Origin of the sequence: Pseudarthrobacter sp. NPDC092424 (assembly GCF_044754925.1) — a bacterium.
GTDB lineage: Bacteria > Actinomycetota > Actinomycetes > Actinomycetales > Micrococcaceae > Arthrobacter.
On record NZ_JBIVQC010000012.1, the window covers coordinates 22,918 to 35,173 of the forward strand.

Sequence of the window (12,256 nt, forward strand, 5' to 3'; positions counted from 1 at the left end):
CGGCCGACCATCAAAGAAGACATGAGGTAGTTCCAATGACCATCGATCTCCGTGGGCTGGTCCCCGCACCCGTCACCCCGTTCAACCGCGACGGCAGCGTCGACGTCGACGCGATCCACCGCCTGGGCGGCTGGCTGGCCAGCGTCGAGGGCGTCAAGGGCCTGGTGGTCCTGGGCCACGCCGGCGAAGGAACGTTCCTGACCCAGGACGAGCAGGCCCTGGTGATCCGCGAGTTCAAGAACGCCGTGAATGGCGAGCTTCCCATCATCGCCGGCATCACCGGCGAGGGAAACACCGTCGCAGCCCTCGAGGCCAAGCGCGCCGTCGAGGCAGGCGCCTCGGCAGGCCTGGTTTACCCGTCCCACGGCTGGCTCCGCTTCGGCTACCAGAAGGGCGCCCCGCAGACCCGCTACAAGGAAATCTACGAAACCTCCGGCCTGCCGCTGATCCTGTTCCAGTACCCGGACGCCACCAAGGCCACCTACGACCTGGAGACCCAGCTCGAGATTGCCGGCCAGGAGGGCGTGTTCGCCACCAAGAACGGTGTCCGGAACATGAAGCGCTGGGATACCGAGATCCCGGTCCTGCGCGCCACCTTCCCCGACCTGCAGATCCTCACCTGCCACGACGAATACCTGCTGCACACCATGTTCGACGTCGACGGCGCCCTGGTCGGCTACGGCGGACTGGCACCGGAGCCCCTGGTGGAGCTCATCGCCGCCGGCAAGGCCGGTGACTACAAGGCAGCGCGTGCCATCCATGACCGCCTCCTGCCGGTGACCAAGAACGTGTACCACCGCGGTTCCCACATGGAAGGCACCGTCGCCCTCAAGGAAGGCCTGGTGGCCCGCGGCATCCTCGAGCACGCCACCGTCCGCCCGCCGCTGCTTCCCCTGGCGGAGGGTGCGGACCAGGAGATCGCACTGGCCCTGAAGTCCGCCAACCTGGGCAGCGTCACCGCCCGCGTCTGATCCACCCCTTCACGGATCCTTCCGGGCGGCGGGTCCCGCTACCCGCCGCCCGGCCCCAAAGCTTCACACTCTCCATTCCGGTCAATGACGACCACCCAGCAACGCCGCTGAATAAGGAGGACTCGCCAATGCGCGAGCAGAATAGGACCATCACACACCCCGGCACCAGGGACGAGCAGATGGCAACGCAGCACGGAACCCCTAACCAGGGGACCACCAAGAAACAACGCACGTTCCTGGGCTACCTTGCCCTCATGGGCCCGGCCTTCGTGGTCGGGGCATGGCAGTTCGGTCCCGGCAACCTCACCACCGCCGTGCAGGCCGGCAGCCGGTTTGACTACTCCCTCGTGTGGGTCATCGCCGTCTCCACCGTCCTGATGATCTTCTTCACGGACATGAGCGTCCGGCTCGGGATCGTCACCCCCGTCTCCCTGATCAGCTCGATCAAGGAGCACCTGGGCAAATGGGTCGGGGTGCTGGCAGGCTTCGGCGTCTTCGGCATCACCCTGATGTTCTCCGTCGGCAACGCCGTGGGATCGGGCCTGGGCCTGTCCCTGGTCTTCGGAGGATCCCCGGTGCTGTGGACGGTCGTCTGCACGGCCGCCGTCGGCTTCGTCCTGGCCTTCCGCAACGTCTACGGGGTCGTCGAAAAGGTCCTCCTGGGCATCGTGGTCCTCATGGGCCTGGCCTTCATCGCCAGTACCATCGTGGCCCAGCCCGACTGGTACCGGTCCATGGCCGGAATGGTTCCCCAACTGCCGGCCGGCAGCGAAATCCTCATCGTGGCACTGGTGGGCACCAACTTCTCCATCAACGCCGCCTTCTACACCTCCTACGGTGTGAAGGAACACCGCCGCACCCGTGCCGACTACCGGGACATCACCCTCGTGGACACCATTCCCGGCATCGTGGCCCCCGGCATCATGACCGCCCTGGTGATCCTGGTCGCCGCTGCAGTACTCGGAAAGACCGGCGCCGAGGCCGGCACCATCAACGCCCTTGCCTCCGTCTTCACGCCGCTGGCAGGGCCGGTGGGCTCGATGGTGTTCGCCCTGGGCCTGTCCGGGGCAGCGTTCTCCTCCATGATCGCCAACGCCACCGCCGGAGGCACCATGCTCTCCGACGCGCTGGGCCGCGGCCCGAAAGCAGGGTCCCCCACCGCCCGCATCTGCACCGGACTGATCCTGGCCTTCGGCCTGATCATCACCCTGTCGTTCCAGTCCTCGCCGGTCGGGCTCATCGTCATCGCCCAGTCCCTGACCGTGCTCATCGCCCCACTGCTCGGAATTCTGATCGTGACCATGGCCAACAAGACCGCCGTCATGGGCGACCTCCGCAACAAGTGGTGGCACAACGTCTTCGCGGTCGTAGGCCTCATCGCCATCATCAGCTCCTCCATCAGGCTCATCACCATCCTTATCGGATAAGGGGACTGACGGCCCCGTCAACAGGCAGTGCCCCCGCCGGGCCGGCGGGGGCACTGCCGTGCGTGCGCTGTGGCGGCCGTCGCGAAAGGCGGGAACGCACGACGGCGGAACCGCCCGCCGTCGTACGCCCGCCCTAGGGCCGTGACGGGCCTGTCAGTCCCCGCCGCGCCGGTACTGGAGCAGGACCACCCCGTTGCCGAAGGCGCGGGTGCCGGCCAGCTCGAGGTCCGCGGTGAAGTCCGGCGACCGGAACAGCCGCTGCCCCTCCCCCACCACCACAGGGTGGATGTAGAGCCGGTATTCGTCCACCAGGCCCAGCCGCAGGAACGCCTGCGACAGGTTTGCGCCGCCGAGCACCAGGTCGCCGCCGGGCTGCGCCTTCAGCTCCGCAATCTGTTCAGGCACGACGGCGGGAATCACCGTGGTGTTCCAGCCCGCCGAGGTGAGGGTGCGGGAGAAGACGTACTTGGGCTTGTCCCGCCAGATGCCGGCGAACTCGGCCATGACAGGCGGGGCGTCCGGGGCCTGGTCGGCGGTTGGCCAGAAGTCCGCCATCAGTTCGTGGGTGACCCGGCCGCTGAGGAACGCGCCCATTGCCCGCAGTTCGTCATTGAAGTGCTGGTGCAGTTCCTCGTCCACGCGGTGCCAGCTGATGTCCCGGCCCGGCCGCTCGAAGAAGCCGTCCACGGACAGCGACATCATCAGGATGATTTTCCGCATGGGGTGCTCCTTGAGCGATGCGAGCGGGCCGGCGTGGCCGGTTCATGGGGTTCGGCGGTCACGGTGTCTTTGTTACACGCGGCTGTTTACCAACCGGGTGGATTTGGATTCTGCAATCCGCTTGATGGCGGCCAGTGTTACGGGAATGCCGTCGAGTGCCTGCTGGGTACGGTCGGCGATCTGGGCCTGGGCCCCGTCGCCGAACTTTTCCTCGAACATGGCTATCCCGTCCGGCAGGAATTCCCATGACTCGGTGAGCGTCGTCCCGGCATCCGCAGGGGTCATGGTGAAGCCCCAGCGGACAAACTTGCCTCCTACGACCCAGGCGAACTCGCGGCCGCGGTCGGCTGCCACCACCTGCGACCGGGTCTCCCACGTACGTTCCGGCAGTTCATTGCGCCCGGTGAACCAGGCCCCGGGCTGGCCGGCGGTGTCCTCGTCATCCCACCAGCACGACGTACAGACAGGGCTCCATTCGCCGGTGCGGCTGATGTCCGAGACCAGGTCGTAGAGGGTTTCGGCTGATGCCTGGACCGTAATGGACTCCTGGTATTGGCGGATGCCGGTCTGGTTCATGGGTCCATCCTTCCTGTCGTTCACTTTTTCTGCCTGCGGCTGCCGCCGTGCCAGTCCTCCTGCTGGCCGACCGTATCCGCGGCCACTCCGAAGGCAGGAAGCTGCGGCTGCTCGCGCAGGCTGCGCTTGAGTTCCGCGAAACCGGGGAAGCGTGCCAGCCCCACGACGTGGTCCCACAGTTCGGCGGCCGACTCCTCGTCCGGCAGGCGGCTGATCACGGGCCCGAAGAAGGCCACGCCCGCGGGCGGCTCAAAGTGGATGATGGGAGTGCCCACGTCCTTGCCTGTCAGGGCCAGCGCCTCATCCGTTTCCTGCCGGATTTCAAGGTCCCAGGATTCGTCGTCGAGAGCGTCCGCCAGCGCCAGGGGCAAGCGGGCCTCGGCGAGGATCGGCTCGACAAATTCCCGCGTCCCGCGCCGCTCACGTACCTCGCCCCCGGTGCGCTGGTCTGTGTCCGGCGCAGTTTCGAAGATGTGTGTTCCGAATGCTTCGTAGAGGCGGGCGATCGACTCGCGGCCGTGCTCGGCGCGCGCCCTGGCCGCCACCCGCAGCAGCCGGAACCCGGCGGTGTGTCCGGCCTCGTACTCAGGCGGGAAATGGGCGTCATAGTCAACGTCGGCGTTGATCTGGCGCAGGGAGATGAACCGCCAGTCCACGGTGTAGTCCCGCCGGGCCTGCACCAGCCGAACCCATTTGCTGGTCATCCACGCGAAAGGGCAAACCGGATCGAAGTAGAAGTTGATGTCGGCATTCATCCGTCAACCCTTACACCGGTTAGTGACGCACGTCTAATTCATGCGACGCCGTGCGCTATGGGATCGGCGTTCTGGACGCATTCGTTGTGCCCGTTAGCAATCGCTGCAGCGGGCAGCGGCTCCTCAGACGGGGTTCTCATCATTCGCCATCGCTTCGACCCAATCAATGGCTTCGTCCGGGAAATAGTGGCCCGGTTCTTCGCCCAGGCCGGCCCACCACGGATCGGTGCTGGCCGGTCCCCCGGCGCGGGCGATTTCAGCCACCACGCCTTCCGGTACCACGCCGCCGTTGTTATCAATCAGCCATTCCCGCGTGGATGGCTGCAGTCTTATCCACCATTGCCCGATGCCCATACGCGAAGTCTTCCACGAAGGGCCTTGGAGTTGGAGGCCAGTCCGTGTTCCCTACAGGATTCGGGATCAGTTCAGTTCCCACGAAGCGTTCAAAGAGCCTGACCGTAACAGGCAAGAGGCGTGATGGGAGTGACGGTGAACGGCATGGCCAGCAGTGGCTGCACCCTCGTCACGAAGTCCTTCACATGGTCTTCTTCGTTGTGGGCCTCAAGGTCCTCGTGCCGGGCCCAGCCTTCAAAGAGGACGAACGTACCTGGCCTCTGATCGTCAGCGAAGACCGTGTATTCGAGGCATCCGGCGTCTTTTCTGCTGGCTGACTGCAGCCCGGCGAGCGCTTCACGAAGCGCCGCTTCCTGCCCTGGTTTTGCGGTAAACACCGGCGTGAGCCAGACGTGCGCTTCTTCTTGGCTTGCTGTTGTATCTGGCAATTTGCGTCCTCCGCTGTTCCTGTGCCGGGCCGGGAGGGGCGGCACGGCCGCCCCTCCCGTTGGGTCATGCGTTGATCTGTGGGACCTCGACCCATGTTTCCTTGGCGGCGGATTCGACGATTGCGTCGTCGATCAGTGCCACCTGGTAGCCGTCGGCAAAACTGGGGCTGACGCTGCCGCCTTCTGCGATGGCCTTGAAGAAGTCGCAAGCCTCGATGATCTTCGTTTCGCCGTATCCGATGCCCAGGGCGGGGATGGGCCAGAGGCCTTCTCCGTAGGGGTGTGCCGGGCCGGTATACACGGTGCGGAAGCCACGGCGGTCGGCTTGGTCTGAAGCGAAGGCGACCTGCAGTTCGTCGCGGCGCTCGTAGTTGAACACGATGCTTCCTTCGGTTCCGTGGATCTCGAAGGTGATGTAGTTGTTCCTGCCGTGGGCGTTGCGCGTCGCTTCCACCGACCCGACGGCTCCGTTGGCGAACCGGATCATGGTCATCACTTCGTCGTCCACGTCAACCTGGCCTCGGGGGCCTTCTCCGCCGCGGACGGTGCCGAGTGCGTCGGCGCCGCCGGCCTGCAGCGGGCGCTCGGGGATCCAGGTGGACAGGACGGCGTTGACGGCGCTGAACTCACCGACGAGGTAGCGCGCCATGTCAATGACGTGGGTTGCGATGTCGCCGAGGGCGCCGGAACCTGCGATGGATTTCTGGAAGCGCCAGGAGAGCGGCGAGTTGGGGTCCGCGCTCCAGTCCTGCAGGTAGGTCCCGCGGAAGCTGAGGATGCGACCAATGGCGCCTTCCTCGATGTACTTCTTCGCCAACGCAACGGCAGGGGTCCGCCGGTAGTTGAAGGCCACCATGTGAACGATGTTCTTATCCTTGACCGCGTCGTACATGGCCTTGGACTCTTCGCCCGTACGGGCCAGGGGCTTCTCGCAGATGATGTGCTTGCCCGCTTCGGCCGCGGCAATGGCAATCTCGGCGTGGAGGTGGTTGGGCGTTGCAATGTCGACGACGTGAATGTCCGGGTCATCGATGATGCTGCGCCAGTCCGAGGTGGAGTTTTCGAAGCCGAAGCGGCGGGCCGCTTCCGCAGCGAGGTCTTCGTTGGCTTCCGCAATGACTTTGCGGACCGGCATTGCCGGAGCGGGCCAGAAGAACATGGGCATGGCGGCGTAGGCCAGCGAGTGGGCCTTGCCCATGAAGCCGCCTCCGATGAGGCCGACATTGAGGTTCTGCATGGAAATCTTGTTCCTTTCGGAAGGCGGGGCAGATGCCGGTGTGGCACTCCCCCGCGGTTGAAAAATTAGTTGGAGAGGAGCGTGTCCAGGTACTTCTTGCTCAGGGCTGCGGCTTCGCGGGGGTCGCCGTCGTAGTTGTCGAGTTCCACCATGAGCCAGCTGTCATACCCGCTTTCGCGGATCGCGGCGATGATGTCCGGGAAGTCCAGCTCGCCCTGCCCCAGCGGGAGGAAGTTGAAGGGGTCCTGCTGGAAGTCCTTGAGGTGGACGTGCTGGATACGGTCCGGGTATTTCCGGATGACTGCGGCCGGGTCCGCCCCGCCGGCAGCCAGGTGGGCGGTGTCCGGGCAGAAGCCGATCCGGGTGAGCGGCATCAGCTTGTCCAGCTCGTCCGGGCTCTCCACGATGGTGCTCAGATGCGGGTGGTAGCTTGCTGACAGCCCGAAGCTTTCCGCGATGTCCGTGACACTGTCCAGCGCCGAGCCAAGCCGGTGGTAGTCCTCTTCAGTGGTGCCGGCCGCGCGTCGCGCCCCGCCTCCCACTACCAGCCGTTCCGCTCCGAAGCTGGCAGCCAGTTCGGCGGCGCGGTGGATGCGGTGCAGCTCATCGGGCAGTATGTCCGCGTAGATGAAGTTCGCCCCGGTGTAGACGCTTGCCAGTTCGACGCCGGCAGTCCCCAGGATGTCCTTGAGTTCTTCGGGATTCTCCGCGTATTCGGCGAGGTTGCCGTCGAACATTTCAACACCTTGGTAGCCGACGGAGGCGATGTCCTGGACGGCGTCCCGCATGGACCCGTGGGTCATGTAGAAGAGGTCTTTCACGCTCGTCACGCCTTGCGGGTGGCCGACGACGCCGCCCCAGGTGATGGAACAGTATCCGAGTTTCATTGCTTCTGCCTTTCAGCTGCTGGGGAAGACTTGAGTGATCCGATGAGGTTGCCTGTCGGGGGGACGTCCACCCACCTCTGCTGCGCGGCAGAGGCGACGACCGCATCGGTGATGACGGCTGCCCGTAGCCCGTCCCGGAAGGTGGGCACGCCGTCGGGTTCCTGGCCCTGGACAGCCGCATATACGTCAGCGACGAAGGCGTTGAAGCTGTCCTGGTATCCCTGCGGGTGGCCCGGGGGAAGTTTGGCGTACCGCCGGCCGCCTGGAGTTGTGAGTGTTTCCGGGCCGACCGGAATCCGGGAGTTTGAGTCGGTGCGGCCAAGGTGCAGGGTGTCCGGCTGTTCCTGGTTGAAACTGAAGGACGCTTCGGTGCCGTCGAAAGAGAACCAGAGGCGGTTCTTCCGGCCGGGACTGACCTGGCTGACCACCAGGGATCCGGTGGCGCCCTTGTCCGTCTCGAACAGGAGGGCGGCCCCGTCCTCGGTGGCCACGGAGGACAGGTGTCCTCCGGACTCGCGCTGATCGTACGCACGGCTGGTCCTCGCCACGAGCCTTGTGATTCTGTGCCCGGTGGTGAATTCCATGAGGTCGCACCAGTGGACGCCGATATCACCGAAAGCCCTGGACGCACCGCCGATGGCTGAATCCACCCGCCAGTTGGTGGCTTCTGCACCGGCGAGCCAGTCCTGCAGGTACGAACCGTGCAGGAGCCAAAGCCTGCCTGCGTCGCCGCGCCCGATCCGGTCCCGGGCCTCGCGGACGGCCGGATAGAACCGGTACACGAACGGCACTCCGGTTACCACGCCCGCCTGCTCCGCAAGGGCTTCCAGTTCCAGGGCGTCATCAACGCTGGTGGCCAGCGGTTTTTCACAGATGACTGCTTTTCCTGCCGCAATGGCCTTGCCTGCGAGGTCGGCGTGGGTGGCGTTCGGGGTGCAGATGTGGACCACGTCCACGTCGTCCCGCGCTATCAGCGCTTCGGCGGTGCCGGCTGCAAAGCGGGCACCGAGTCCGGCTGCGGCCGATTCCGCTGCCGCCTGGGTGCGTCCGGCGACTGCAATCACGTCGCCGCCTGCCGCGCGTACCGCGTTGGCGTGGACGGAGCCCATGAATCCGGTTCCGATGATTCCGGCCCGTAGTGGGAAAGTCACGGGTGCTACTTCTTCCGGGCGAGGGCGACGGCCAGGATGATGATGGCGCCGCGGACCACCTGCTGCTGGCTGCTGTCGAGGCCGGCCAGGATCAGGCCGTTGTTGATCAGGCCAATCAGGAGGGCTCCGAAGAGCGTTCCGATGATGGAGCCGAAGCCGCCGAAGAGGCTTGTACCGCCAAGGATGACGGCAGCGATGGCGGAGAGTTCGTCTCCGGATCCCCACTGAAACCGCCCCGACTGGAGACGTCCGGCGTAGAGCATGCCGGCGACGCTTGCCGCCACGGCCGAGATAAGGAGCACCTGGAATTTGATGCGCTTGGTGTTGATGCCGGTAAACTCTGCGGCGTTGCGGTTGCCTCCAGTAGCCAGGACCTGACGGCCGAACTTGGTGCGGTTCAGCACGACGGCGCCAATGGCGACGAAGATGGCGCTCCACACCACCAGACCCGGAATCGGACCGAAATTGCCGGATCCAAACAGCATGTTGAACGTGTCGTTAAGGATGGGCTGAGGCGCCGAGGCCGTGATCCACTGGGCCACGCCGACGGCGATGCCCAGCATGCCGAGCGTCACCAGGAAGGAAGGGATGCCAAGGAGGCTGACCAGGGCACCGTTGACCGACCCGACGACGAGCCCGACAGCGAGGCCGGCCAGGATGCCGGGGATCAGGCCCCACTGGGAGAGTGCCATCGCGGTGCAGACACTGGAGAGACCGGCCACGGATCCGACGCTCAAGTCGATCTCTGCACACGCGATCACATAGGTCATGCCGACGGCGATGACGGTGATCGTGGCGGTCTGCCGGAAGATGTTCAGCAGATTGTTTGGCGACATGAAGCCCTGGTCGCGCAGCAAAACTGCGAAGAAAAGGAAGACCACGACGAAGCCGATGTAGATGACATAGCGACGCCAGTCGAGTTCTTTCAGGACGGTACCGAAATTGCGGGCCGCGTTGTCCCGCGGCGCTACGGAGTTTGCCTTGCTCACTGTTCAGACTCCTTGGACTGCGAGTTGGAGATATTCCTCGTCAGCGATTTCGCTGCGGGGAATGTCACGGATGATGGAACCGTCCTTGAGGACGAGGACGCGGTCGCTGACCGCAAGTAGTTCTGGATACTCGGAGGAGATGACGATGACGGCTTTTCCGGTACTGGCCAGTTCACGGATCATGTCCAGGATTTCGCTTTTGGTGCCGATGTCGACGCCGGCCGTGGGCTCGTCCAGGATCAGAATGTCCGGGTCGGTACCCAGCCACTTGGCGATGACCACCTTCTGCTGGTTTCCGCCCGAAAGGAGCCGCACCGGACGGTGGGGATGGGCGACTTTCACTGCGAACCTCTTAATCAAGGACGAAGACAGCTCCTTGGCCTTGGCCCCGTCCAGGAAGGGTCCCCGCTGGATCTGGCTGAGGAGGGGAAGCAGCAGGTTGTCCTGGACGGAGTGCTCCAGGACAAGCCCTTGGGCCCTGCGGTCCTCCGGGATGAGGGCGAGGCCGGCATTGATGGCCTGCTGCGGTGAGGTCAGGGTTACCTTCTTTCCCCGCAGGAGGACTTCGCCGCTTTCCGCCTTGTCAATTCCGAAGAGTGCACGCGCGAGTTCGGTTCGTCCGCTTCCCATCAGCCCTGCCAGGCCAAGGATTTCGCCGGGCCGGAGTGTAAAGGAAACGTCCCGGACGCGCGGCCCCGCATTGAGTCCGCGGACTTCCAGCAGCGGCGCCCCTTCGTGTGCCACGTGGTCCCGGGCACGATAGGAAAGCTGGCCCTCGATCTTCTTGCCCACGATGCCTTCCACGATCTGTTCGGGAGTGACGTCCGTCAGTGGCGCGGTGAGGAGGTGGCGGCCGTCGCGGAGGATAGTGATCCGGTCCGCAAGCCTGTACACCTCATCCATGCGGTGGGAGATATAGATGATTGAAATGCCGCGCTGCTTGAGCCGGTCAATCAGTTCGAAGAGGGCTTCGGATTCATGCCGGGCAAGGCTGGCTGTGGGTTCGTCCATGATCAGCACCTGGGCGTTCTGTGCGAGCGCCTTGGCGATCTCGGTCAGCTGCCAGTAGGCAGTGCCGAGCCGCGAGACCTCGGCGCGCGGGTCGACGTCGACCTCCATCTCAGTGAAGACTTCCCTGGCCCGGCGCACCGCGGCACGGTCGTCGATCATTCCCCCCACGCCGAGCGGTTCGGCGGCAAGGAAGATGTTTTTGGCTACGGTCAGGCTCGGTACCAGGCTGAATTCCTGGAAGACCATTCCGATTCCGGCGGCCTTCGCGTCCTGGATGGAGTTGATGGCTGTCGGTTTGCCTCCAACAAGGATCTCCCCGGCATCTGCCTGGTAAACGCCCTGGAGGATTTTCATCAGCGTGGACTTCCCTGCGCCGTTGCCGCCTGCGAGCGCGTGGACTTCGCCCTTGCGGACGTCGAAGCTCACGTCCTTCAGTACGGTAACGCCGTTGAAGCCCTTGGAGATCGATCGCATTTCGACGACATTGTCTGCGGTGTTCATCGTTGCCCTTTCGGCGCGGTGCGGAGGAAGGAACCCCCGCACCGCCGGTTCTTGGCTACTGCTTGTAGGAGTCCCGGATGTCCTTCGGAGCATCCTCGTGGTAGACCTGCTTCCAGGCTTCCAGAACGTTGGAGTGGTCAACCGGGAGGGCGCTCAGTGCCACGTAGGCCGGAGCTTCCTTGCCGATGAGCGCCCCTGCGGCCAGCCGCGCTTCCGTGACACCCTGGTCGAACGGGACCTGCGCTCCAAGGCCAACAATGAGTTCGTCTTTGGCCAGGGCAATCGCGACGTTCTTGCCCAGGTCCTCGGTGGCGATTTTCAGGTCCTGCCGGCCCGCGGCCCTCGCGGCTGCCATGACCCCTTCTGCGGGGACATCCCAGACAGCCCAGATGCCGGACAGGTCGGGGTACTTGCTCAACATGGCGTTGGCAGCAGCCTGTGCGTCTCCAGCGAAGTCGGGACCGGCGATCCCCTTTTCTTCGACGATCTGGATCTCCGGATATTCCTTCGTAATCGTTTCCTTGAACCCGTCGTAACGCTGCTTGGTTACGAAGAAGTCGGCCTGGTGGAAGACCACCCCGATCTTCCCCTTGCCCCCGAGTGCTTTAGCCATCTGGTGGGCAGAGACGACGCCGTTGCCGTAGTTGTCGGCGGAAACAACAGAAACGTAGTCCTTACCGGCGGTCAGTCCCTGGGGGATGTTGTCCATGAAGACGAGCTTTGTCCCGGCAGCTGCAGCCTTCTTATAGGCCGATGCCGTGGCGACGGGATCGGTGGGGATGGAGACGATGATGTCAGGGTCCTGGGTCATGACCGTCTCGATGTCCGAGACCTGCTTGTCCGGCTTGAAGTTCGCATCCGTTGTGGCGATGACCTTGATGCCGAGTTTTTCGAATTCACTCTTGAGCCCGTTGACCTGGGCCGTGGCCCAGTCGTTGCCGCCGTAGTGCATCACGATGGCGGCTTTGGCGTTGAGTCCCTTGACCTTCTCGATCTCTTCGGGCGTCAAATCTGCGACGGAGGCGGGCGAGGGGGTCTCGCCGTTGGGGCCCTTGCTCAGGACCTGTCCCTTGATCTTATCGAGGGCCTGCTGGGCCTTCTCTGACACGCCGGCGTCGGGAGCATTCGAGGTGTCTGCTGCCGGGCTGCTGCAGGAAGCGATGGATAGGGACAAGGCTGCGGCGAGGGCCACAATGGGAAGCCTGCGGATCATCATTGTTCTCCAGTGCTTTGAGTGGTGGATGGATGG

At 64.5% G+C, this 12,256-nt stretch carries 13 protein-coding genes; 2 read left to right on the forward strand and 11 right to left on the reverse strand.

Translation table 11 applies throughout. The features are described from left to right. Positions 1-35: 35 nt before the first annotated feature. Together ACIQCN_RS14300 and ACIQCN_RS14305 are read left to right on the forward strand one after the other, a co-directional pair. The gene (locus ACIQCN_RS14300; RefSeq protein WP_400605634.1) at positions 36-971 is read left to right on the forward strand and encodes a dihydrodipicolinate synthase family protein; all 936 of its coding nucleotides are present in this window, start codon (positions 36-38) and stop codon (positions 969-971) included. A gap of 128 nt (positions 972-1,099) precedes the next feature. Beyond that, positions 1,100-2,398 (forward strand): Nramp family divalent metal transporter, encoded by a 1,299-nt coding sequence (locus ACIQCN_RS14305; protein WP_400605632.1) that lies wholly within the window; start codon positions 1,100-1,102, stop codon positions 2,396-2,398. A 153-nt stretch (positions 2,399-2,551) separates the two neighbouring features. On the opposite strand, the gene ACIQCN_RS14310 is transcribed toward ACIQCN_RS14305, so the two are convergent. From ACIQCN_RS14310 to ACIQCN_RS14360, 11 genes are all read right to left on the reverse strand, one after another. Next, a complete protein-coding gene (locus ACIQCN_RS14310) occupies positions 2,552-3,118 on the reverse strand; it encodes a dihydrofolate reductase family protein (RefSeq protein ID WP_400611483.1) in 567 nt (188 codons plus the stop codon). Between the two features lie 72 nt (positions 3,119-3,190). Then, positions 3,191-3,694 carry an SRPBCC family protein gene (locus ACIQCN_RS14315; RefSeq protein ID WP_400611485.1) on the reverse strand — a complete coding sequence of 168 codons (504 nt, stop codon included), beginning with the start codon at positions 3,692-3,694 and terminating at the stop codon, positions 3,191-3,193. A 20-nt stretch (positions 3,695-3,714) separates the two neighbouring features. Next, entirely contained in the window at positions 3,715-4,449 is a 735-nt protein-coding gene (locus tag ACIQCN_RS14320) for a DsbA family protein (protein WP_400611487.1), read from the reverse strand. A gap of 123 nt (positions 4,450-4,572) precedes the next feature. Continuing rightward, entirely contained in the window at positions 4,573-4,803 is a 231-nt protein-coding gene (locus ACIQCN_RS14325) for a hypothetical protein (protein WP_400605622.1), read from the reverse strand. A gap of 89 nt (positions 4,804-4,892) precedes the next feature. Then, positions 4,893-5,231: a putative quinol monooxygenase gene (locus ACIQCN_RS14330; protein ID WP_400611489.1), complete on the reverse strand. Its 339-nt coding sequence runs from the start codon at positions 5,229-5,231 to the stop codon at positions 4,893-4,895. 64 nt (positions 5,232-5,295) lie between these two features. Next, positions 5,296-6,468 carry a Gfo/Idh/MocA family protein gene (locus ACIQCN_RS14335; protein WP_400611491.1) on the reverse strand — a complete coding sequence of 391 codons (1,173 nt, stop codon included), beginning with the start codon at positions 6,466-6,468 and terminating at the stop codon, positions 5,296-5,298. Between the two features lie 65 nt (positions 6,469-6,533). Beyond that, positions 6,534-7,355, reverse strand: coding sequence for a sugar phosphate isomerase/epimerase family protein (locus ACIQCN_RS14340; protein WP_400611493.1), 822 nt, complete (start codon positions 7,353-7,355; stop codon positions 6,534-6,536). After that, the gene (locus tag ACIQCN_RS14345; RefSeq protein ID WP_400611495.1) at positions 7,352-8,506 is read right to left on the reverse strand and encodes a Gfo/Idh/MocA family protein; all 1,155 of its coding nucleotides are present in this window, start codon (positions 8,504-8,506) and stop codon (positions 7,352-7,354) included. The genes ACIQCN_RS14340 and ACIQCN_RS14345 overlap by 4 nt, the downstream gene beginning before the upstream one ends. Before the next feature lie 5 nt (positions 8,507-8,511). Beyond that, positions 8,512-9,495, reverse strand: coding sequence for an ABC transporter permease (locus ACIQCN_RS14350; RefSeq protein WP_377215184.1), 984 nt, complete (start codon positions 9,493-9,495; stop codon positions 8,512-8,514). Positions 9,496-9,498: 3 nt separating this feature from the next. Beyond that, positions 9,499-11,007 carry a sugar ABC transporter ATP-binding protein gene (locus ACIQCN_RS14355; RefSeq protein ID WP_377215183.1) on the reverse strand — a complete coding sequence of 503 codons (1,509 nt, stop codon included), beginning with the start codon at positions 11,005-11,007 and terminating at the stop codon, positions 9,499-9,501. 55 nt (positions 11,008-11,062) lie between these two features. Then, entirely contained in the window at positions 11,063-12,220 is a 1,158-nt protein-coding gene (locus tag ACIQCN_RS14360; RefSeq protein ID WP_400611497.1) for a substrate-binding domain-containing protein, read from the reverse strand. Positions 12,221-12,256 lie beyond the last annotated feature (36 nt).